The sequence below is a fragment of the Streptomyces sp. NPDC001770 genome (assembly GCF_053596135.1).
This window is the reverse complement of the sequence record NZ_JBSFFN010000001.1, coordinates 262,749-285,134: the sequence shown is the minus strand read 5'-3', so window position 1 is coordinate 285,134 and position 22,386 is coordinate 262,749. Positions and strand designations below refer to the sequence as shown.

Sequence of the window (22,386 nt, the reverse complement as noted above, 5' to 3'; positions counted from 1 at the left end):
CGTTCCCATGACCGGACGGCGACGCGCCCCACTTCTCGGTTCCCTCGGCTCTGCCCCCTCCTCCGGCTCCCCCGGGGCCGCGGGCACGCGCCGGCTCCTCGTCGGGGCGACGACGGCCGGAGCCCTGCTGCTGTCCGGCTGCGGAGCGCTCCCCGGGGCGGCCGCGGACTCCGGGGGCACGGTCACGGTGATGACCTGGGCACCGGGCGCATCCGACGACACGGACTCCGTGACGATGGCCGGGGTGACGGCGATCGCCTCCACCTACGCGAAGTGGGTCAACGCGCGGGGCGGTGTCGGCGGGCACGAGCTGAAGGTGCTGACCTGCGACGAGGAGGACTCCCTCGCGGGCGCCGAGAAGTGCGCGCGGGAGGCCGTCGACCGGGACGTCACGGCGGTGGTGGGCGCGTACAGCCGGCACGGCCAGACCTTCATGGCGCCGCTGGAGGCCGCCGGCATCCCGTACATCGGCGGGTACGGCGCGTCCGACGAGGAGTTCCAGAGCTTCGTGTCGTACCCCGTCAACGGCGGTCAGGCGGCGCTCCTGGCGGGCAACGGCAGGCAGCTGGCGGGCTCCTGCGCCACCGTGTCCCTGGTCCGCCCCGACTCCATCACCGGGGACAGCATGGCGGCGCTGCTCGACGCCGGGCTGGCCCTGGGCCACCGGCACGCCGCCGCCGACGTGGTCGCCCCCGAGGCCGCGACCTCGTACGACTCCGAGGCGGCGAAGGCGCTCCACGCGGCGGACGGCGGCTGTGTCACCGCCGTCCTCGGCGACCGCACCGGTACCTTCTTCGACTCCTTCCGCCGGCTCCCCGGAGACGACGACCGCGTGCGGATCTCCTCGGTGCTCGGCAGCGTCAGCCAGCCGCTCATCGACAGCACCGGCGGGCGCGACAGCCCCTTCGAGGGGGCGTACGTCACCGGTTGGTACCCGGTCTCCTCGGACGCCCGCTGGAACACGATGCGCGAGGCGGTCCGGAAGTACGCCTTCGAGGACGACAGCATCGACCCGGCGGACTCCGCCGTGCAGACCACCTGGATCGCGTACACCGTGCTGGCGGCAGCCGTCGAGGCACTGGGCGACGGCCAGGTGGGCGCGTCGGCGGTCACCTCGGTGCTGAACCACGGGCTGAAGGTGGACACCGGCGGCCTCACCCCCGAACTGCGCTGGCGCTACCAGGACATGCTCGGCTCGGCCGCGTACCCCCGGATCGTCAACGGCACGGTCACCTTCCAGGTGGTCCGCGGGGGGCGGCTGGTGTCGCAGAAGAAGGGGTTCACGGACGTCACGGAGACCTTGTCCGACGCGAAGGCCGTCCGGGGCTGAGGCCCGTCCGGGGCCGAGGCCGTCCGGGGCCGAGCAGCGCCGGAGCCCCGGGCTCCGCACACGCGAGGTGCGGGGACCGGGGCTCCGGAGGGGGGCTTCGGGGCTCCTCGGGGGCTCAGAGCTCCGTGTAGGCGCGGCTGGTGAGGCCGTACTTCTCGGCGATGGAGTTCCACAGGCCGGACGCCTGCTTCTTGGCGGTGGTCGCCTCGCCGCTCTTCACGCCGGCCCTGCTCGTCTCATTGGTGTTGGCGGCCTTGCCGCCCTTGCACGCCTTCTTGCCCTTCGCCTGGTGCGCCCAGTTCGCGTAGTGCTCGTCGGCCGAGGCCGAGGCCTCCCAGGCACGGGTCAGGGAGGAGGCGAGCGCGGCGTGGTCCGGCAGCTGGTCGATCGCCACGCTCTTCAGCCGGGTCACCAGATCACGGCGCTGCTGGGCGGCGTCCTTGAGGTCGGAGGCCGCCTGGTCCAGGTCCTTGCAGCTCTTGATCTTCTCGACGGCCCCGATCACCGTCTCCCGGCTGTTGTTGCTGTCGGCGAGCAGCTTGTCCAGCTCCACCGCCTGCGGCTTCGCCGGGTCTTCGGCGGCAGGCGCCGAGGAGGAGTCGGCGCCCGGTGAACTCGCCGAGGCCACCGGCTGCTTGTCGTCCTTCGAATCGCCGCCGCCGCTCAGCAGCGCGCCGGCGCCGAGGCCGACGACCGCGCAGCCGATCACCACGGCCGCGATGAGCGGGATGTGCGCGGACCTGCGGCGCGGCGCGGGCTCGGGCTCGTACGCCATCTGCGGGCTCTCGTACCCGTGGGGCCCCTGAGGGCCCTGGTAGCCGGGCGTGTACCCCTGCTGCTGGGCCTGGGGCGGGAGTTGGCCGCCGGGGTAGCCCTGGGGCGGTCCGGCGGGCTGCCCCTGGGGGTGGCCGCCGTACTGCTGGTGGGCGGGCTGCTGGTGGTGCGCGGGGTCGACCCGGGGCATCTGCGTGGTGGCGCCGGCCGGTTCGTCGTTGCGGAAGAGGTTGTCGAACTCCGCGGGGGGCCGCCGGTCCTCCGGTGCCCCCGGGCGTATGTCGTACGGGGCGCCCGGGGTCGGCGGGATGTACTGGGTCGCGTCGCTGTCCTGCCCGGCCGGGACCGGTGCGATGAACTGCGTGGCGTCGGAGTCCCCGCCCGGCGCACCACCCGGTACGGCCTCCGGCGGCAGCGGCTGCGCGAACGGCTGCGGCTGCGCCGGGTGCATCGGCCCGCCCTGCTGCGGCGGCTGATACGGGTTCGGCTGCCCGCCCTGGTAACCGCCGGACGCCGGGAGGTACTGCGTCTGCTGGGCCTGCTGGTACGGGTCGGGGGCGCCGTACCCGCCCTGCTGCGGGTAACCGCCCTGCTGCGGATAGGGGGACGGCTGGTGCTGCCCCTGCGCCGGGGTGCCCGGGTGCTGCTGCTGTGGCGCCTGGGACCCCCACGCCTGGCCGTCCCACGGGGAGCCGCCCGCCGGGGCGGACTCCTGCGGGCGGTCGTTCGCCGCCGCGGGGTTCCAGGGGGCACCACCGTCCGCGGGCAGCACGACACCTTCGTGGGCGGGCCGTACAGCAGGAAGCTGCTGATCGTCACCCTGTCCGCTCTGCGTCACCGGGACTCCTACGTGTCAACCTACGGAATCGTCGGCTCACGCTATCGGGTGGTTGCCCGGCTTCGCCAAGCGCGTCCGCGGCCCGCACCGTCCCTTCACGCCCCGTACGGCTGCGCGACGCCCCCGGGGGCGCGGGGCGGCGAGCGGCGAACGGGCCTCCGCGCACCGGAGGAACCCGCAGCTCAGGAGCGTGGCGGCAGCCGGGCCCGCGCCCGCCCGGCTCGCGCGGGACGGCACCCCGCGCACCCTGCCGGGGCCCGCACCGAGACATCCGCCACGTCGTCCGGGCACCGGCGCACGCGCACGTACCGGAGTGCGGTCGGCGCACACCTTCCCGTACGGCGCGTGCGGTGACACCAGGTCCGAGCCGCCGGACGCCCGCGCACGCCCGCGCGTCCGGCCCGTCACCCGTCAGGCGGCCTGAAGGTCCAGGCGTGCGCTGAACTCGCGGACCGCCGACTCCTCCCCGTACGGCAGCAGCCGCTGCTGGAGGTCGTCGAGGTACTCCGCGCCCCGGCTGGAACGCACCGTCTCCAGCAGCTCCACCGCCCGCAGGCCGGTGTAGCAGGCCTGTTCGACCTCGCGCTGCTGGACCTGGGCGGAGGCGAGCAGCACCAGGGCGATGCCGCGCCGGCGGGCCCTGGTCTCGGGGAGCGCGGCGAGCGCCTCCTTCGCCCGGCGGGCGGCGGCGGTGCCCTGGCCCAGATCACGGTGGCAGTGGGCGAGTTCGTCGGCGAGGTACCCCTCATCGAAGTGCGCGATCCAGGACGGGTCGTCGCCGGAGGACGCGTCGGCCCGCTCCAGCGCCTCCACCGCCCGGCCGGCCACCTCCTCGCAGGTGCCCGCGTCGCCCAAGGCCGCGTGCCCGCGCGCCTCGGCGGCGAGGAACATCGCCTCGGCGCGCGGCGTCACCTGGCCGCGCGCGCCCTCCTGCGCCGCGCGGGCCAGCTGCGCGATCTCCCGGGGGTTGCCGAGCTGGGCGGCGAGGTGGCTCATCGACGCGGCCAGCACATAGCCGCCGTAGGCCCGGTCGCCCGCCGCCTGGGCGAGACGGAGCGCCTGGATGTAGTAGCGCTGGGCCAGCCCGGGCTGACCGGTGTCGATCGCCATGTAGCCGCCGAGTTCGGTGAGCCGGGCGACCGCGCCGAACAACTCCCTTCCCACCGACTCCCGGTAAGCCCCCGAGAGCAGCCCGGAGACCACGCTGTTGAGGTAGTGCACCAGTACCGGGCGGACGTGCCCGCTGCCGAACCGGTGATCGAGGTCGACCAGTGCGGCGGTCATCGCACGGACCGCTTCCACGTCCGAACGCCCCACCCGGGCACCGGCGTTGCGTGCGACCTGGGAGTCCGTCCCGGTGATCAGCCAGTCGCGGCTGGGCTCGACCAGGGCGGAGGAGGCGACGGTGGAGCCGGAGAGCAGGTCCCGGCGGCCCACGTCACTGCGCCACAGCTCGCAGACCTGCTCGATGGCGCCGAGCACGGTCGGGGCGAACTGGAGGCCGACGCCGGAGGCGAGGTTCTTGCCGTTGGCCATGCCGATCTCGTCGATGGTGACCGTGCGGCCGAGTTTGCGGCCGATCGCCTCGGCGATGATCCCGGGCGCCCGGCCCCGGGGCTGCTGCCCGCGCAGCCAACGGGCCACGGAGGTCTTGTCGTACCGGAGATCGAGTCCCCGTTCCGCGCCGACCATGTTGACCCGGCGGGCCAGGCCGGCGTTGGAACACGCGGCCTCCTGGATGAGGGTCTGGAGCCGTTCGTTCGGCTGTCGGGCTACGAGTGGTCTGGCTGCCATGGACTCCCCCTGGAGAACGCGGTGACAGGTGAACAGGTGGTGGCATCGGACAGGTGGTGGCATCACTGCCCGTCGCCGACTCAAGCAATGCGCTCATTCCTCTGTATTCGGCACGACCGGCACGAGAGCTGCTGTTTTCGGCCACTTCACGCAAAAGACCCGTGCGTCCCGTCCCGCGGCCCCCGGAACAGCCCGGGAACCGGGCCGACGCACGGCCCCGGGCCGTGTCAGGTACGACCCTGGCCTTCCCTACCCACCCGTCGGCGCCCGGTCCCGCACGCGCCCCCGCCCGTGCATCCGTGCGCCCCGTATGCGGTGCCGATGCACCGGCACCGCGGTCCGGTGCACCGTAACCCCCGGTGGCGCGGGGAGTTGTGCTGGACGTGGAAAAGCCGATCACAGTCACGGGGAACGCCCCGCTCCCCCCGCAGCGCCGCGAGCAACTGCTCGACGCCGCCGTCCGGTACACGGAGGAACGCCACTGGGACGTGTTCCCGGGCAGCTGGCTGGAGGCGGTGGACGGACACGAGCGGTGCTGCTGCGGCGACCCCGGCTGCGCCCTCCCCGGCGCGCACGCCCTGCGCCCCGACTGGGCGGGGCAGGCGACCGGCAGCGGGGCGGCGGCCCGCCGGATGTGGTCCAAGCACCCGGGCTCCTCCATCCTGCTGCCGACCGGCCGGAGCTTCGACGTGATCGACGTGCCGGAGTCGGCGGGCTTCCTGGCGCTCGCGCGGATGGAGCGGATGGAGCTGACCCTCGGCCCGGCCACCTGCACCCCCGACCGCCGCATGCTCTTCTTCGTCTCCCCCGGCGCCGCCGCCAAGGTCCCCGACCTCGTCATGCACCTCGGCTGGAACGCCGCGTCGATCGACCTCGTCGCCCGGGGCGAGGGCCACTACGTCGCCGCCCCGCCGACCCGTGTCGGCGGCCGGGGCGCGGTCCAGTGGGCCCGCCGCCCCACCGCCGCCAACCGCTGGCTGCCCGAAGCGGAGGAGCTGGTCAGCCCGTTGTCGTACGCCTGTGCCCGTGAAGCGGCGGACGCGCGGACACGCCTTTCGTAGGCTGGCCCCCCGAGAGCGGGGACAGCGAGAGGTCGTGCCATGCCTGACCGGACAGAGACGGACAGCACCGGGGAAGCCGCGCAGGCGCCTCCCGCCGTGCGGGTGCGGGGGCTGTGGAAGCGGTTCGGGGAGCAGGTGGCCGTCTCCGGGATCGATCTGGACCTGCCGGCGGGCCGGTTCATCGGTCTGGTCGGGCCGAACGGCGCGGGCAAGACGACCACGCTCTCCATGGTGACGGGGCTGCTCCGGCCCGACATGGGGCAGGCCGAGATCGGCGGTCACGACGTGTGGACCGACCCGGTCGCGGTGAAGGCGAAGATCGGGGTGCTGCCCGAGGGGCTGCGGCTCTTCGAGCGGCTTTCCGGACGTGAACTCCTCGCCTACAACGGCCGCTTGCGTGGCATCACCGGCGCCGAGACCGACAAGCGGGCCGCGCAACTGCTGGACGTGCTCGATCTGACCGGGGCGCAGCACAAGCTGGTCGTCGACTACTCGACCGGGATGCGGAAGAAGATCGGGCTGGCGGCGGCGCTGCTGCACAATCCCGAAGTGCTCTTCCTGGACGAGCCGTTCGAGGGTGTCGACCCGGTCTCCGCGCAGGCCATCCGGGGCGTGCTGGAGCGGTACACCCGTTCCGGGGCCACCGTCGTCTTCTCCAGCCATGTGATGGAGCTGGTCGAGTCGCTCTGCGACTGGGTGGCGGTGATGGCGGCGGGCCGGATCAAGGCGCAGGGCCCGCTCGCCGAGGTGCGCGGTACGGCGCCCTCGCTGCAGCAGGCGTTCCTGGACCTGGTGGGTGCGCGTGCGGTGGACGGTGCGGACGGCCTCGACTGGCTGGGCGGCGGGCGATGAGCGTCCTCGACGGCCGGCCGGGCCCGGTCGCCCCGGCTCCGGAGGCCGGGGCCGAGGGGCTCGTCCCGCTCTTCGTACGGCTCAAGCTGGCGCTGCTCCGGAACGGGCTGCGGCAGTCGGCCGGGCGGCGGGCGGCGTTCGTGGTGACCCTGGTCGTGGTGGTGCTGATCGCGGCGGGGCAGTTGCTGGGGCTGGTGCTGCTGCGCGGTGAGGGGCGGGACGCGGCGACCGTGGTGGTGCCGGCCACGGGGGTGCTGGCGCTGGGGTGGGCGGTGCTGCCGCTGTTCTTCCCGAGCGGGGACGAGACGCTGGACCCGAGCCGGCTGGTGATGCTGCCCCTCCGGCCGCGTCCGCTGGTACGGGCCCTGCTGGCGGCCTCGCTCGTCGGGGCCGGGCCGCTGTTCGCCCTCTGCCTGCTGGTGGGTTCGGTGCTCGCGGTGGCGCACGGGGCGGGTGCGGTGGTCGTCGGAGTGGTCGCCGTACCGCTGGCGCTGCTGATCTGCGTGGCGCTGGCGCGGTCCGTCGCCACGGCCAACATCCGGCTGCTGACCTCGCGCAAGGGCCGTGATCTCGCGGTGCTGAGCGGGCTGGTGATCGCGGTGGGCATCCAGTTCGTCAACTTCGGCGCCCAGCGCATCGGACGGGCGGGCGGGCTCTCCTCCCTGGAGCCGGTGGCCGACGTCGTGCGGTGGCTGCCCGCCGCCTCGGCGGTCGGCGCGGTGGACTCGGCCTCGGGCGGGTCCTACGGCGAGGCGGTGGCGCAACTCCTCGTCTCGGTCGTGGCGTTGGCGGGGCTCCTGTGGTGGTGGCAGCGCGGTCTGGTGACGCTGATGACGGCCCCGGACGGCTCGACGATCGCCGCCGCCGGGCCGTCGCGCGAGAAGGCCCGGGGCGGCGGGGGCGGAAGGCTCGGCCGGCTGCTGCCCGAGGGCCGGACCCGGACGGTGATGGGCCGGAGCCTGCGCTACGTGCTGCGGGACCCGAAGACGAAGGGCGCCTGGATCACCTCGCTGGCGGTCGGGCTGATCGTGCCCGTCTTCAACGCCCTCCAGGGCACCGGCTCGGTCTACTTCGCCTGCTTCGCGCCGGGGCTGCTCGGAATGCAGATGTACAACCAGTTCGGCCAGGACACCTCCGCCTTCTGGATGGTGGCGCAGACCATCGCCTCGCCCCGGGACGCGTACCAGGAGCTGCGGGCGCGCGCCCTGGCGCTGGCCGTCGTCACCGTGCCGTACACCGTGGCCGTGGGCGCGGTGACCGCCGGGCTGCTCGGCTCCTGGGGGTCGCTGACCGGGGTGGTAGGGGTGTCGTTCGCGCTGCTCGGCGGGATGCTCGGGCTGGGCGCGCTGGGGTCGGCGCTCTTCCCGTACTCGGTCCCGCAGGACGGCGGGTTCAAGAACGTGGCGCCGGGCCAGGGCGGACTGGCCTGGATCTCGGTCACCGGCGGCATGGTGGGCTCGGTGGTGGTGGCCGCGCCGGTGGTCGCCCTGACGATCGCGCTGACCGTGACGGACCGCGGCTCGCTCTGGGTCGTGGTCCCGGTGGGCGCGGCGTACGGCCTGCTCGCCGCCTGGGCGGGGCTGCGGCTCGCGGCGACGCGCACGGCGGCCCGGCTGCCGGAGATCCTCGCGGCGGTCAGCAAGGGGTGAGCCGCGTGCGGGGCACGGCGGTCAGCACGGGGCGAGCCGCGTGCGGGGCCGCGGGGCCCCGCACGCACCCGTCAGGACACCGCCGGCTCCGGGGACGCGCCGGCCTGTGCCGCCAGGAAGGGTTCGACCGCGGCGCGCCAGGCCTCCGGCCGGTCGTAGTGGGCGAGGTGGCCGGCGTCGGGCATCTCGGCGTACTGCCCGAGCGGCAGCACCCGGACCATCTCCTGGGCTTCGGCGCGGCCCAGTTGGCCGTCTATCCCGCGCAGCACCAGGGTCGGGCAGCGGACCTGCGCCAGCTCCTCCCAGTGCGCGTCCAGGACCCAGGTCGCCCGGGACAGCAGCATCTGGCGGCGGGAGAAGACGGGCCGCCAGCCGTCGTCGCCCTCGGCCATCACCTCGGCGAAGAACTCGCCGCGTGCGGGGTTGGGGCGCTCCACCCACGGATCGTCCTCGCCGAACCACTTGCGGACGGCGGCGAGGGTCGCGAAGGGGAGCGGCCAGGAGTCGAACCAGTCGCTCCACTCGCGCTGGGTGGCGGCGCCCGGTGCGGAGGCCCGCATGTCGCAGACGACCAGGGCCCGGACGAGGTCGGGGCGCTTGGCGGCGAACTGCCAGGCGGAGAGGGCGCCCATGGCGTGCCCGACGAGGGTCACCGGGCCGAGGCCGAGCTGTTCGACCGCGCTCTCGACGTCGTCCACGTACGCGTCCCGGGTGTACGGGCCGTCCGCGGGCTTCTCGCTGCGGCCGTGGCCGCGCTGGTCGAGCCCGACCACGCGGTACCGCTCCGAGAGCCACTCGGCCTGGGCGGCCCAGTGGGTGGCCCGGCCCATCAGTCCGTGCAGCAGTAAGACCCCCGGCGCACTCGTCTCTTCCGCGCGCCCCTTGGGCGGATCGGTGAACTCCCAGGCCGCGAGCCGGACGCCGTCCGAGCCCGTCACATCGATGCGCCGCACCATATGTCCTGGCATCCCCTTCTGGTTCTCGATCACGGGTGGCCTCACCGTCACACTATCGAACCTTTATTCGAAAACGGCGCGTCCGGCGGTCAACACCGCTCGTTCGGGTGACTACGTTCCATGATTGGCCGCCGCCGACCTGGGGAGATGTTCAGCGGGGAGCGGGCCGCTCGGGGATGACGGTCCGTGGGAACGACCCTGGGAGCTCGGGGCTCCGGGTCGACACCGGGGAGGACGGGTCCTGGCGCCTCCGGGCGCCGGGGTCTCGGCCTCCCGGCCACCGCCTCCGCCGTGCTCGCGACCGCGGCGGGGGCGCGTGCGCCGTTGCACGCCCCCGGGGCGGCGCCGACGCGCTCCACGACCCGAGGCCGACCGCCGGAGGACCGGACGGCGGAGTCCGCCGTGCGGACCGGGCCGCCCAGAGCGGTGCCCGGTGGAGGCGTACGTGGGCGCACGGGGGGCGCGTACCGCTGCACATGCTGGTACGACGGGCGCATTCCCTGCTCCTCCCCTGCCGCACGGCCCACCCGGCCGGCGACCTCAGGTCATATGCCTGGCTTCAGCCTGGCACGCGAGGCGCCCGGCCGCTGCAATTCCGTACGGAAAAGAGAAAGCGGACGTCTCGGTTCGATGGCCGTGACGCCCGCTTCTCCGGTCCCGTGCGGTGGGACGCGGGGCGTAGTGGGTATTTCTTCCCTGCTCAGAGCAGGCGCGGCGGCCGTACGACGCCCCTCGGCGCCGATCGGCGTCCCGCCGGCGCCTTACCGGCACCCGGGGCGCGCGATCCCCGCCCGAGCTCCCCCGCGCTCCGGGCCGTGCGCACCCCTGCTCCGGCGGATGCTCCCGCGCGCTCGCTGGAGGGGTCGCTCAGCGCTTGGCGACGAAGACGTGCGAGGCGACCTCGCTGTCCAGCTCCGCCGCCTCACCGCCCGAGCCGACCAGCACGCCGCCCGCCGCCGCCGTCACGCTGACGACGGCGCCCGGCTGGACCCCGGCGCGCCGGAGCGTGTACATCAGCTGGGCGTCGGTCTGGATGGGCTCGCCGATCCGGCGCACCACGACGGTCTTGCCGTCGCTGCCCGGGTCCAGCTCGGCCAGGCTGACCATGCCCTGCTCCAGGAACGGATCGGCCTCGGCGTGCTCGCCCAGCTCCTCCAGGCCCGGAATCGGGTTGCCGTACGGGGACTCCGTGGGGTGGCGCAGCAGCTCCAGCACGCGCCGCTCCACGGCCTCGCTCATCACGTGCTCCCAGCGGCAGGCCTCGGCGTGCACCTGCTCCCACTCCAGGCCGATCACATCGACGAGCAGACACTCGGCGAGGCGGTGCTTGCGCATGACGCGGGTGGCGAGGCGCCGGCCCTCCCCGGTCAGCTCCAGGTGGCGGTCCCCGGCGACCTGGACCAGTCCGTCGCGCTCCATCCGGGCCACCGTCTGGCTGACCGTCGGACCGGACTGGTCCAGCCGCTCAGCGATACGGGCGCGCATCGGGACCACGCCTTCCTCTTCCAGTTCGAGGATGGTGCGGAGATACATCTCCGTGGTGTCGATCAGTCCGGACATTCGTGCCCCTCATAACTGTGACGGTGAAACGTCATACTGCCGTGTTGCTGAGTCGTGTGGCCCTCGTCCAATTCTGACGCATCGCGCTGTCAACCGTGCCGTGGCCGTCGGCAGGGCGGGCGGCACACCGCCGGTGAGGCTCTTGACAGTGCGGTGGTCCGGACCGCAACGTGATCGGCACCCAGGTGGTCGGAGACCGCCTGGTGATCACCCCACGCCGAAAGGGCTCCCCGATGAGCGAGAGCAAGCTGGCCGGCCAGTTCTTCGACGCGGCCATCGGGCTGCTGGCCCGGGTCCGCAACGAGGAGTCCGCCTCCGTCTCGGCGGCCGGGGCGGCGGTCGCCGACACCATCGCCGCAGGCGGCCGGCTCTTCGCCTTCGGCGCCGGGCACTCCTCGCTCGCCGCCCAGGACGTGGTGTACCGGGCGGGCGGCCCCGCCCTGATGAACCTTCTCGCGGTGCCCGGCACGGTCGGGGTCGACGTGATGCCCGCGACCCTCGGCTCGGCGCTGGAGCGGGTGGAGGGGCTCGCCACCACCGTGCTCGCGGCCAGCCCGGCCAGGGCGGGCGACCTGCTGGTGATCATCTCGCTCTCCGGCCGCAACACCCTGCCCGTCGAGATGGCCCGGGAGGCGCGGGCGCGCGGCCTCACCGTGATCGGGGTGACCTCGGTGGCGTACGCGGCCGCCACCTCGTCCCGGGCCGCCACGGGAGGCTTCCTGCTCGACCACTGCGACATCGTGCTGGACAGCAAGATCGCGGTGGGCGACGCGGAGCTGACCACCGACGGGGTCGGCGCCCCGTTCGCCCCCGCCTCCACCGTGGTGACCAGCGCGCTGATGCAGGCGACGATGGCCGCCGCCGCCGAGGAGCTGGCCGCACGCGGCATCGAGCCGCCGCTGCTGCGCTCGGGCAACGTGGACGGCGGCCACGAGTGGAACCGGCGCGTGTTCGACGAGAACCGGGACCGGATCTTCTACCAGCACTGAGACGCCCGGCAGCACCGACGCGCCCGGCACCCGGGCACACCCGGCCCCCGGGTGCGTCCGCCCGCGTCAGCCGCCCGCGCGGCCGTCGAGCAGCAGTGCCAGGTCCACCGCGCCGGCCACCCGGACCGCCGCGCTCTCCGCGTGGGCGGCGTCCTCCCGTTCGAAGGCCGGGCGGTCGGCCGTACGCAGGAACGTCACGACCCCGAGGGTGCGGCCCCGGCTGCGGAGGGCCGCGCACAGGGCGTGCGCCGCGTGCCGGGGCCACTGGCGTTCGGCCGCCCAGGACTCACCGGCGGGGCCCGCGCTCACCCGGACCGGGGCGATCCGGTCCAGCGACTGGAGGGCCGGGTGACCGGCGTCGTAACGCGCGGGGAGCGAGCCGCCGGCCACCAGCAGGCAGGGGCCCGGGGCGTCGGTGGGGGTGGCCGCCGTACGGACCAGGCGCTCCCCCGCCACCAGGTCGAGCAGCGCGTGGTCGGCGAAGCCCGCCAGCGAGAAGTCGAGGGTGGTCGTCGCCGCCTCCCACGGGTCCTCGCACTCGGCGGCGGCCCTGGCCGCCCGGTGCAGCTGGGCGGAGCGGAACCGCAGCCGGGCCGAGGCCTGCTCGGCGGTACGCGCCTCGGTCACGTCCTGGAACAGCCAGGCGACGCCCAGTGGCACCGCCTCCTCGGTGAGGGGCGAGCAGAGCCGCAGGAAACCGCTGCGCCAGCAGCGCCGTCGCTCGCCCTCGCGCCCGCGCAGGGTCAGCCAGAGTTCGGCGGGGGCGGGCGGCGCCCCGGCGGCGAGCACGTGGTGGAAGGCGCCTTCGAGGTCCTCCACCCCTTGCAGCACGACCTCCCCGAGGGGGCGGCCGAGCAGGGAGGTCCGGCCGCCGCCGAGCGCCCGCGCCGCGTGCGCGTTGACGACGGTGGGCCGCAGGTCGGCGTCGACCAGGACGACGCCCCAGGGCCCGTCCTGGAACAGCGCCTCGCTCATCGCGATGGAGCGTTCCAGGTCGATCTGGGCGTGCGCCTCGCTGAACGCGCAGTAGACCCCGGCAGGTCCGCCGTCCTCGCCACGCATCCCGGCGGCCTGCATCCGGACGAGGACCCGGCCGCCGTCCTTGCGGACCAGGGCGAACTCGTGGACCTGGCGCCCCGCGGAGTCCTGGATCGCCATCAGCCGCCGCCGCACCTCGTCGGCATCGGGCCCGCGCACCGCCCAGCCCGCGAAGCCGTCCCGGCCGACCACCTCGGCTGCGGACCAGCCGAGGACGCGTTCGGCCTGGCGGTTCCAGTGGGTGACGGCGCCGGTGGCGTCGAGGGCGAAGAGCGCGGTGTCCATGCCGTCGAGGAGCGCGGCGAGGAGTTCGGCGCCGGGGACGGGCCCGGCCGCACCCGTGGTTTCCGGGGCGCCGGTGGTCTCCGCGGCGCCCGAGGCGTCCGACGCGGACTGGCCGGCCGTACCGCTGCCCATGGAAGGACTCATTCCGTACCCCCGCAGAACGTGCCGTCCCCGCTGTCCGTACCGCTGCTCCGGCAGTACGCGTACCGGCGCGCGTTTCCGCACGTCAGATACCCATTGAACTCGACCGTGACACGGCGCACACCCGCTTCCGATAAATAGGTTGTGCGGCCCGGACGAGGTTTCTAGGCTTGCCGCACACGCTGAAAGGAGGTGATCCGAAAAGTGCAGTCTTATCGGATTCGTGAGGTGGCTGCGGGCTGACAGCCCGTCGTCGCACATCGTGCACCCCGGCAGGCTGTCTGCCGAAACCCAAGCAGTCACCGACCCGCAGGCTCGCCGGTAGATCCGGCCGGCTCCTCCTCACGGAGGGACCCGAGCCTGCGGGTTCTGCTTTTTCTCCCTGTGCGGGACAGCGAGCGGGACGGACTTCAGGGGCAGAGGCGCTCCACGCGCCAGCCGGTGGTCCCGGGCGCCGGGGGGCGTACGTACCGCAGCCGGTCGTGCAGCCGGTTCTCGTGGCCCTGCCAGAACTCCACCGTCTCCGGCACGACCCGGAAACCGCCCCAGTGCGGCGGTACGGGCACCTTCTCGCCCTCCGGGTAGCGGGCCGCCAACTCCTCGTACCGCTCGGTGAGCTCGCGGCGGGAGCCGATGACCGTGGACTGGGCGCTCGCCCAGGCGCCGAGCTGGGAGCCGTGCGGGCGGGTACGGAAGTACGCCACGGTCTCCTCCCGGCTCACGCGCCCCGCGACGCCGGTGACGACGACCTGGCGGGCGAGCGGGTGCCAGGGGAAGAGCAACGAGACGTGGCGGTTCGCGGCCAGCTCCCGGCCCTTGCGGGACTCGTAGTTGGTGTAGAAGACGAAGCCGCTCGCGTCGAAGCCCTTGAGCAGCACCGTGCGGGAGGACGGGCGGCCGTCCGGTGACGCGGTGGAGACCACCATGGCGTTCGGCTCGTGCAGGATGCCTCCGGCGGCGACCTGCCGGAACCAGCGGGCGAACTGGTCCATGGGATCGGGGGCGAGATCCTGCTCGTCGAACGCCTCGGAACGGTACTGCTCGCGCATCGCCGCCGGATCGATGGTGCAATCGGAGGACGGGGACACGGCCGGACGGGAAGCGGACGGAGGTGTCGGGTCAGCTGTGGGCACGGGCCCATCCTGCCGCAGCGGGTCGGCCGCCCGCCGAGGCGGGCCGGGGGCCGGACGAGCCGGGGACGACACGGTCGTGTGCCAAGGAGCGGTCCCTCGCGACACGCGGGGGTGCTGTGCGGGACATCACCCTTCCGTGCCCAGGAGGGAGCCGCCACTATCGGGGGTCAGGTCCATCGGGGCCGTGGGATGCCTCCGCACCCGGGGCCTTCACCGCCACAGCTCGCAGCCGCACAGAGGGAGCCGCCTGATGTCCGCATTCGTACCCGGACTTGAGGGAGTCGTCGCGTTCGAGACGGAGATCGCCGAACCGGACCGGGAAGGCGGGGCGCTCCGTTATCGCGGGATCGACATCGAGAACCTCGTCGGCCAGGTGTCCTTCGGCAATGTCTGGGGGCTGCTGGTGGACGGGGCGTTCAACCCCGGTCTGCCGGCCGCCGAGCCGTTCCCCATCCCGGTCCACTCCGGTGACATCCGGGTCGACGTGCAGTCGGCGCTGGCGATGCTCGCCCCGGTGTGGGGACTGAAGCCGCTGCTCGACATCGACGCGGCGACGGCCCGGGACAACCTCGCACGGGCGGCCGTGATGGCCCTGTCGTACGTGGCGCAGTCGGCGCGCGGGCAGGGGCTGGCGATGGTGCCGCAGCGCGAGATCGACAAGGCGGAGTCCGTCGTGGAGCGGTTCATGATCCGCTGGCGCGGCGAGCCGGACCCCAAGCACGTGAAGGCCGTCGACGCGTACTGGACGTCGGCCGCCGAACACGGCATGAACGCCTCCACGTTCACCGCCCGGGTCATCGCCTCGACCGGTGCGGACGTGGCGGCGGCGCTGTCCGGCGCGGTCGGCGCGATGTCGGGACCGCTGCACGGCGGCGCGCCGTCCCGGGTCCTCGGCATGATCGAGGAGATCGAGCGGACCGGGGACGCCACCGCGTACGTGAAGCAGGCGCTGGACAAGGGCGAGCGGCTGATGGGCTTCGGCCACCGCGTCTACCGCGCCGAGGACCCGCGCGCCCGGGTGCTGCGGCGCACCGCGCGCGAACTGGCCGCGCCGCGCTTCGAGGTGGCGGAGGCGCTGGAGAAGGCGGCGCTGGAGGAGTTGCACGCCCGGCGCCCGGACCGGGTGCTGGCGACGAACGTGGAGTTCTGGGCGGCGATCGTGCTGGACTTCGCGGAGGTCCCGGCGCACATGTTCACCTCGATGTTCACCTGCGCCCGCACGGCCGGCTGGTCGGCGCACATCCTGGAGCAGAAGCGCACGGGCCGGCTGGTGCGGCCTTCGGCGGAGTACGTGGGGCCGGCGGCGCGGGACCCGCGCGAGATCGACGGGTACGACTCGATCACGCCGATCACGGGCTGACGGCGGCGGACCCGGGTGCGCACGGCGAACACCGTGCGCACCGGGGGGCGCCCGTGCCCCCGGATCGTCCGGAAACCGCCGCTCCCGTGCGGGGGCCGCGTCGTGGGGCGGGTGCGCCGTCAGTCGAGCGCGCCCTCCACCAGCGCCGCCCACTGGGCCACGACCCTCCGGCGGCGGGCGGTGTCGTCGGTGAGGAGGTTGGCGAGGCCGAGGCCCCGGGCCATGTCCAGGAGGCCCTGGACCGTCTCGCGTACCCCTGGGCGGGTCTCGTCCGCCCTGAGCAGGGCGACGGCGATGCGGTGGGTCTCCCGGCCGACGCGGGCTTCGAGTTCGGTGACCCGGGGGCGCAGTTGGGGTTCGTTGGAGGCGGCCACCCAGAGCTGGAGCGCGGCGCGGAAGAGGGGTCCGGTGTAGAGGTCCACCAGTGCGGCGACGACCTCGGCACGGCCCTGGACCGGGAGCGCCCGCAGTGCGGCGGAGCGCTCCTCCGCCACGTATTCGACGGCGCCGGTGAACAGGTCCTCGCGGGTGGGGAAGTGGTGCTGGGCCGCGCCCCGGGAGACCCCGGCCCGTTCGGCGACGACGGAGACCGTGGAGCCCGCCCAGCCGTGGGCGGCGAGGCAGGCCACGGCGGCCTCCAGGAGCCGCTGCCGGGTCGCCCGACTGCGGTCCTGCTTGGGCGACTTGGCGTTGCCCATGGCCGTCCTGGCGTGGGGCGGGTCGTTCGGGGGCGTCACCACACCCATGCGGGGTCCCGTCGTTCGAGGAAGGCCGTCATCCCCTCCCGTGCGTCGTCGGAGGCGAAGAGCGCGGTGGAGAGGGCGATGAGGTCTTCGGCGTGTTGGTCGAAGCTTTCCAGCACGGTAGCCGTGACCAGCTGCTTCGACGCCATCAGCCCCTGCGGGGACGCCTTGCGCAGTCCGTCCAGTACGGGTTCGAGCGCCTTGTCGACCTCGTCCGCGCCCTCGCCCGGGGCAACGGCCCCCGCCGGATCGCCCGCCGCGAGGGTGACCAGCGAGATGCGGGCGGCCTCGACCGCGTCGAACCGCTCCCCGGTGAGGAAGTAGCGGGCGGCGGCGGAGCGTTCGAGGCGGGGCAGCAGGGTCAGCGAGATCACCGCGGGGGCGAGCCCGAGCCGCGATTCGGTGAGCGCGAAGCTCGCCCCGGGTCCGGCCACCGCGATGTCGCACGCTCCGAGCAACCCGAGTCCGCCGGCCCGGACATGGCCGGTGATCCGGCCCACCACCGGCTTGGGCAGGGCGACGATCTTCCGCAGCAGGGCCACGAACTCCCGCGGATCGGCAGGCGACTTCAGGTCGGCTCCGGCGCAGAAGGTGGTGCCGGTGTGGGTCAGTACGACGGCGCGTACGGCGGCGTCAGCCGCGCAGGCGTCGAGCGCCTGGGCCAGCTCGCCGACCAGCTCGGCGGAGAGGGCGTTGCGGCGGGCGGGGGCGTCCAGGGTGAGGGTGGTGACGCCCCGGTCGTGGACGGGTGCGGCGAGGCTGCTCATGCGGGGCTCCCTTCGGTGCCGGCGGCCTGCTGCCCCGGCTCGGCTTTCGTGTCGCGGAGTTCGCGGTCGCGGAGTTCGCGGTCGCGGAGTTCGCGGTCGCGGAGTTCGCGGTCGCGGAGTTCGCGGCGGAGGATCTTGCCCGAGGTGGCCCGGGGCACCGCGTCGATGAACTCGGCCCGCCGGACCTTCTTGTACGGGGCGACGCGCTCGGCGACGTAGGCGAGCACGTCCTCAGGGGTGAGTTTCCGCGCTTCCGGGGCCGGTGAGCGGACCAGGAACGCCTTGGGGACCTCGTTGCCCGCGTCGTCGTAGACGCCGATGACGGCGGCGTCGGCGAGGTGCTCGTGGCCGAGCAGCAGGGCCTCCAGTTCGGCGGGGGCGACCTGGTAGCCCTTGTACTTGATCAGCTCCTTGACCCGGTCGACGACGTACAGCCAGCCGTCCGCGTCGACCCGGCCGACGTCGCCGGTGTGCACCCAGCCGTCCTCGTCGATCATGGCGGCGGTGGCGTCGGGCCGGCCGAGATAGCCCTTCATCACCTGGGGTCCCCGGATGAGGATCTCGCCCTCGGCGCCGGGCTCCGCGTCCTGCCCGGGGTCGGTGAGCCGGACGATCCGCATCTCGGTGCCGGGGATCAGCTTGCCGACCGTGCCGTCCGGCGGGTTCTCCTCGGAGAGCGGCACGACGTGGGTGCCCGGGGAGAGCTCGGTCATGCCGTACGCCTGCCGTACGGGAGGCAGCCCCAGCCGCTCCGAGCAGGCGCGGGCCAGCTCGGCGTCGAGCGGGGCGGCGGCGGAGACGATGTAGCGGAGCGAGGAGAGGTCGTAGCGGGCGACGGCCGGGTGCTTGGCGAGGGCCAGCACGATGGGCGGGGCCACGTACAGCCCGGCGATCCGGTGCTTCTCGATGGCGGCCAGGAACTGGTCCAGGTCGAAGCGGGGCAGCACCACCACGGTGGCCCCGTGCCGGAGCGGGCCGTTCATCAGCGCGGTGAGCCCGTAGATGTGGAAGAAGGGAAGGACGGCCAGGATGGGCTCGTCCTGGACCAGGGGGACGAACGGCTGGAGCTGCTCCAGGTTGGTGGCGATGGAGGTGTGGGTGAGCATCACCCCCTTGGGTGCGCCGGTGGTGCCGGAGGAGTAGGGCAGCACGGCGACGTCCTCGTCCGGGTCGGTCTCCACCTGCGGTTCGGGGGCGGTGGAGCCGAGCATGTCGAGCACCGAGGTGTACCCCTCGGCGGCGTCGCAGACGAAGATCTGCCGTATCCCGCCCGCGAGTCCGGCCGCCCGGCGGGCGGTGTCCAGGAGCGGGGAGACCGTGACGATCCAGCGCGCGGAGGCGTCGGTGAGCTGTTTGGCGAACTCCTCGGCGGTGGCCAGCGGGTGGACCGTGGTGACGGAGGCGCCCGCGCGCGTCGCGCCGTAGAACACGGGCGGGTAGGCAATGGTGTTGGGGCTGTGCAGGGCGAGGACGTCGCCCTTGCGGAGCCCGGCCTCGGCGAGCGCTGCGGCGATCCGCCGGTGGAAGTGGTCGAGTTGGGCGTAGGTGAGGGACATCCCGTTGGTCCCGTCGACCAGGGCGACGGTCTCCCCGAACTCGGCGGCCCGGCCGAGGACGGCGTCGTGGATGGGTGTGCTGAGGATGGCGACGTCTGCGTACTCGCTGCGGAACACCATGGCGGTCCCCTGTCGGCGCGGTGGGCGGCTGGAAGCGGTACTTCTGGGCGCGGGCGCCCTGGAGGGGGTGCCCGGACGGGGTCAGTACGACTTCGGCAGGCCCAGCGACTGGTGGGAGACGTAGTTGAGGATCATCTCGCGGCTGACCGGGGCGATCCGGGCGACGCGGGCGGCGGTGATGAGGGAGGCGAGTCCGTACTCGCGGGTGAGGCCGTTGCCGCCGAGGGTGTGCACCGCCTGGTCGACGGCCTTCACGCAGGCTTCCCCGGCCGCGTACTTGGCCATGTTGGCGGCCTCGCCCGCGCCGATGTCGTCGCCCGCGTCGTAGAGGGCGGCGGCCTTCTGCATCATCAGCCGGGCCAGTTCGAGTTCGACGTGGGCGACGGCGAGCGGGTGGGCGATGGCCTGGTGTGCGCCGATCGGGGTCTTCCACACCTGGCGGGTCCGGGCGTACTCGACGGCCTGGGCGAGCGCGTACCGGCCCATGCCGATACCGAAGGCGGCGGTCATGATGCGTTCGGGGTTGAGCCCGGCGAAGAGCTGGAGCAGCCCGGCGTCCTCGTCGCCGACGAGCGCCTCGGCGGGCAGCCGTACGTCGTCGAGGACAAGCTCGAACTGCTTCTCCGGGGCGTGGAGTTCCATGTCGATCTGCGAGCGCCCGAAGCCGGGGGCGTCGCGCGGGACGATGAAGAGGCAGGGCTTGAGCTTGCCGGTGCGGGCGTCCTCGGTGCGTCCCACGATGAGCGTGGCATCCGCGATGTCGACGCCCGAGACGAAGACCTTGCGGCCGGTGAGCAGCCAGTCGTCGCCGTCGCGGCGGGCGGTGGTGGTGATCCGGTGCGAGTTGGACCCTGCGTCCGGCTCGGTGATCCCGAAGGCCATGGTCAGGCTGCCGTCGGCGAGCCCGGGGAGCCACTGACGCTTCTGCGCCTCGGTGCCGAAGCGGGATATCACCGTTCCGCAGATCGCGGGGGAGACCACCATCATCAGCAGCGGGGCGCCGGCGGCCCCCAACTCCTCCAGCACGATCGAGAGTTCCGCCATGCCGGCGCCACCCCCGCCGTACTCCTCGGGGAGGTTCACGCCCAGATAGCCGAACTTGGCCGCCTCGGACCAGAGTTCGTCGGTGTGCCGGCCCTCCGCGATGACGGAGGCCATGTAGGCGCGCCCGTAGCGCTTGCCGAGGGCGGCGACGGCGGCGCGGAGCGCCTGGTGTTCGGCGGATTCGAGGACGGTGCTCATGGCTGTGGCTCCTCCTGTGGCGTGTCCTGGGCATGAGGTGCTTCCCCCGCGAGGGACGGTTCCTGCGGTGTCTCCTGCGCCGTCTCCTGCGGTGTCTCCTGTACGACGGCGAGCAGCGCGCCGACCTCCACCTGGAGGCCCGGCCCGGCGTGGAGTGCGGTGAGGGTGCCGGTGGCGGGGGCGAGGATGCGGTGCTCCATCTTCATCGCCTCCAGCCAGATCAGCGGCTGCCCGCCCTCGACGGCGGCCCCGGGCGCCAGCCCCTCCGCGAGGCGGACGACGGTGCCGGGCATGGGGGCGAGCAGGGAGCCGGGTTCGCTGCGGGTGGCGGGGTCGGTGAAGCGGGGCAGGGCGGTGAAGGCGTGGGAGCCGTCCGCCGTGTCCACGTACACCTGGTCGCCGTGCACGGTGACGGTGAACCGGCGGGTGACGCCGTCGAGTTCGAGAGTGACCCGGTCGGGTCGGACCTCCGTCACGCGGATTCCCTCCGCCTCGTGCGGGACGGGGCCGGTGCGGGTGGCCCGGTAGGCGATCTCGTACTCTCCGGCGTCGGGCTCGGCGCGGTAGCGCTTGGTCTGCGGCTGGGAGGGGAGGTTGCGCCAGGCCCCGAAGCGGGCGGGTACGGCGGCGCGCCCCGGGGCCCGGGCCGCTTCCCCTGCCGCACCGGCCGCTCCCCCGCTCGTACGGGCCGCTCCCCCTGCCGCACCGGCCGCTCCCCCGCTCGTACGGGCCGCCGCGTCGGCGAGGGCGGCGGCCAAGGCGGCGTGGCGGACGGCCGGCTCGTCGGGGGCGGGGGTGAGGGCGGCGAGGTGGCGGTCGTAGAACCCTGTGTCGAGGCGGGCGGCGAGGAAGTCGGGGTGGCGCAGGGAGCGGATGAGCAGATCGCGGTTGGTGACCGGGCCGTGGATCCGGGCGCGTTCCAGGGTGCGGGCGAGGAGCCGTACGGCCTCGGTGCGGGTGGCGGCGTGGGCGACGACCTTGGCGAGCATCGGGTCGTAGTGCACCCCGATGGTGTCGCCGCCGGTGTAGCCGGTGTCCAGGCGGACCCCCGGCTCCTCGGGCAGCTCGAACGCGTGCAGGAGTCCGGTCTGCGGGCGCCAGTCGCGGGCGGGGTCCTCGGCGTAGAGCCGGGCTTCCACGGCGTGCCCCCCGGGGGCGGGCGGTCCGGCGGCGGGCAGCGGCTCACCCTCGGCGGTCCGCAGCTGGAGGGCGACCAGGTCGAGCCCGAACACGGCCTCGGTGACGGGGTGTTCGACCTGGAGGCGGGTGTTCATCTCCAGGAAGTACGGCTGCCCCTCGGCGGAGACCAGGAACTCCACGGTCCCCGCGCCCCGGTAGCCGACGGCCCGGGCGGCGGCCACCGCCGCATCGTGCAGCCGGGTCCGCAGTTCCTCGCCGAGACCGGGTGCGGGGGCCTCCTCGACGACCTTCTGGTGGCGGCGCTGGAGGGAGCAGTCGCGGGTGCCGAGCGCCCAGACGGTGCCGTGGCCGTCGGCCATCACCTGCACCTCGACGTGCCGGCCGCGCTCCACGTACGGCTCGGCGAACACCTCGCCGTCCCCGAACGCGGACTCGGCCTCCGCCTTGGCGGCCGTCAACTCGGCAGGCAGCGCTTTGAGTTCCCTCACGATCCGCATCCCGCGCCCGCCGCCGCCCGCCGCCGCCTTGAGCAGCAGCGGCAGGTCGGCCCCGGTCGCGGTGGCGGGGTCGACGGGCGCGAGCAGCGGGACCTCGGCGGCGGCCATCAGCTCCTTGGCGCGGGTCTTCGACGCCATCTGCTCGATCGCCTTGACCGGTGGGCCGACCCAGAGGAGCCCGGCGTCCTGCACGGCGGCGGCGAAGGGGGCGTTCTCGGAGAGGAAGCCGTACCCGGGGTGCACCGCGTCGGCACCCGCCGCGAGTGCGGCGGCGACGATCAGGTCACCGCGGAGGTAGGTGTCGGCGGGCGCCGCGCCCGGCAGCCGTACGGCGAGGTCGGCCTCGCGGACGTGCAGGGCGCCGGCGTCCGCGTCGGAGTACACGGCGACGGTGGTGATGCCGAGCGCCCGGCAGGTGCGGAAGATCCGGCAGGCGATCTCGCCGCGGTTGGCGACGAGCAGGGAAGTGATCACGTCAGTCCTCACGGTGTTTCACGGTCGTCACGGGCCTCACGGGCGTCACGGGCCTCACGGGTGTCACAGGGCTCACGGGGCTCATGG

General features: G+C 73.9%; 17 protein-coding genes. 6 read left to right on the top strand and 11 right to left on the bottom strand.

Annotated elements, in window-relative coordinates; all coding sequences use genetic code 11:
• Window positions 1-7: 7 nt before the first annotated feature.
• Complete coding sequence (locus ACWCSV_RS01225; protein ID WP_451137793.1) at window positions 8-1,330, top strand: ABC transporter substrate-binding protein; 1,323 nt, start codon at window positions 8-10, stop codon at window positions 1,328-1,330.
• Between the two features lie 115 nt (window positions 1,331-1,445).
• Here the strand turns inward: ACWCSV_RS01225 and ACWCSV_RS01220 are convergent, their stop codons facing one another.
• Both ACWCSV_RS01220 and ACWCSV_RS01215 read right to left on the bottom strand, forming a co-directional pair.
• Entirely contained in the window at window positions 1,446-2,942 is a 1,497-nt protein-coding gene (locus ACWCSV_RS01220; protein WP_451137792.1) for a hypothetical protein, read from the bottom strand.
• Window positions 2,943-3,353: 411 nt separating this feature from the next.
• Entirely contained in the window at window positions 3,354-4,736 is a 1,383-nt protein-coding gene (locus ACWCSV_RS01215) for a transcriptional regulator (protein WP_451137791.1), read from the bottom strand.
• Window positions 4,737-5,110: 374 nt separating this feature from the next.
• On the opposite strand from ACWCSV_RS01215, the gene ACWCSV_RS01210 reads away from it, so the two are divergent.
• The 3 genes from ACWCSV_RS01210 to ACWCSV_RS01200 are packed head-to-tail and all read left to right on the top strand — an operon-like array spanning window position 5,111 to window position 8,298.
• A complete protein-coding gene (locus ACWCSV_RS01210) occupies window positions 5,111-5,797 on the top strand; it encodes a bifunctional DNA primase/polymerase (protein ID WP_451137790.1) in 687 nt (228 codons plus the stop codon).
• A 39-nt stretch (window positions 5,798-5,836) separates the two neighbouring features.
• Window positions 5,837-6,649, top strand: a complete 813-nt coding sequence (locus ACWCSV_RS01205) for an ABC transporter ATP-binding protein (protein WP_451137789.1) — start codon at window positions 5,837-5,839, stop codon at window positions 6,647-6,649.
• Complete coding sequence (locus ACWCSV_RS01200; RefSeq protein ID WP_451137788.1) at window positions 6,646-8,298, top strand: transporter; 1,653 nt, start codon at window positions 6,646-6,648, stop codon at window positions 8,296-8,298. Before ACWCSV_RS01205 ends, ACWCSV_RS01200 begins: the two co-directional genes overlap by 4 nt.
• Window positions 8,299-8,369: 71 nt before the next feature.
• Here ACWCSV_RS01200 and ACWCSV_RS01195 read toward each other — a convergent pair whose 3' ends face one another.
• Window positions 8,370-9,254 carry an alpha/beta fold hydrolase gene (locus tag ACWCSV_RS01195; RefSeq protein WP_451137971.1) on the bottom strand — a complete coding sequence of 295 codons (885 nt, stop codon included), beginning with the start codon at window positions 9,252-9,254 and terminating at the stop codon, window positions 8,370-8,372.
• An 867-nt stretch (window positions 9,255-10,121) separates the two neighbouring features.
• A complete protein-coding gene (locus ACWCSV_RS01190; protein ID WP_451137787.1) occupies window positions 10,122-10,814 on the bottom strand; it encodes a metal-dependent transcriptional regulator in 693 nt (230 codons plus the stop codon).
• 233 nt (window positions 10,815-11,047) lie between these two features.
• On the opposite strand from ACWCSV_RS01190, the gene ACWCSV_RS01185 reads away from it, so the two are divergent.
• The gene (locus tag ACWCSV_RS01185; protein WP_451137786.1) at window positions 11,048-11,803 is read left to right on the top strand and encodes a sugar isomerase domain-containing protein; all 756 of its coding nucleotides are present in this window, start codon (window positions 11,048-11,050) and stop codon (window positions 11,801-11,803) included.
• A 66-nt stretch (window positions 11,804-11,869) separates the two neighbouring features.
• Here the strand turns inward: ACWCSV_RS01185 and ACWCSV_RS01180 are convergent, their stop codons facing one another.
• Together ACWCSV_RS01180 and pdxH are read right to left on the bottom strand one after the other, a co-directional pair.
• Window positions 11,870-13,258 carry a PAS domain-containing protein gene (locus ACWCSV_RS01180; RefSeq protein WP_451137785.1) on the bottom strand — a complete coding sequence of 463 codons (1,389 nt, stop codon included), beginning with the start codon at window positions 13,256-13,258 and terminating at the stop codon, window positions 11,870-11,872.
• 419 nt (window positions 13,259-13,677) lie between these two features.
• The gene (gene pdxH / locus ACWCSV_RS01175; protein WP_451137970.1) at window positions 13,678-14,316 is read right to left on the bottom strand and encodes a pyridoxamine 5'-phosphate oxidase; all 639 of its coding nucleotides are present in this window, start codon (window positions 14,314-14,316) and stop codon (window positions 13,678-13,680) included.
• A 334-nt stretch (window positions 14,317-14,650) separates the two neighbouring features.
• On the opposite strand from pdxH, the gene ACWCSV_RS01170 reads away from it, so the two are divergent.
• Window positions 14,651-15,760, top strand: a complete 1,110-nt coding sequence (locus ACWCSV_RS01170; protein WP_451137784.1) for a citrate synthase 2 — start codon at window positions 14,651-14,653, stop codon at window positions 15,758-15,760.
• 119 nt (window positions 15,761-15,879) lie between these two features.
• Here the strand turns inward: ACWCSV_RS01170 and ACWCSV_RS01165 are convergent, their stop codons facing one another.
• The 5 genes from ACWCSV_RS01165 to ACWCSV_RS01145 form a co-directional block, all read right to left on the bottom strand.
• Window positions 15,880-16,458, bottom strand: coding sequence for a TetR/AcrR family transcriptional regulator (locus ACWCSV_RS01165; protein WP_451137969.1), 579 nt, complete (start codon window positions 16,456-16,458; stop codon window positions 15,880-15,882).
• A gap of 35 nt (window positions 16,459-16,493) precedes the next feature.
• A complete protein-coding gene (locus ACWCSV_RS01160) occupies window positions 16,494-17,270 on the bottom strand; it encodes an enoyl-CoA hydratase family protein (protein ID WP_451137783.1) in 777 nt (258 codons plus the stop codon).
• Window positions 17,267-18,946 (bottom strand): 4-coumarate--CoA ligase family protein, encoded by a 1,680-nt coding sequence (locus ACWCSV_RS01155; RefSeq protein WP_451137782.1) that lies wholly within the window; start codon window positions 18,944-18,946, stop codon window positions 17,267-17,269. The genes ACWCSV_RS01160 and ACWCSV_RS01155 overlap by 4 nt, the downstream gene beginning before the upstream one ends.
• Window positions 18,947-19,027: 81 nt before the next feature.
• Window positions 19,028-20,188 carry an acyl-CoA dehydrogenase family protein gene (locus tag ACWCSV_RS01150; protein ID WP_451137781.1) on the bottom strand — a complete coding sequence of 387 codons (1,161 nt, stop codon included), beginning with the start codon at window positions 20,186-20,188 and terminating at the stop codon, window positions 19,028-19,030.
• Complete coding sequence (locus ACWCSV_RS01145; protein ID WP_451137780.1) at window positions 20,185-22,299, bottom strand: ATP-binding protein; 2,115 nt, start codon at window positions 22,297-22,299, stop codon at window positions 20,185-20,187. The genes ACWCSV_RS01150 and ACWCSV_RS01145 overlap by 4 nt, the downstream gene beginning before the upstream one ends.
• Between the last annotated feature and the right edge of the window lie 87 nt (window positions 22,300-22,386).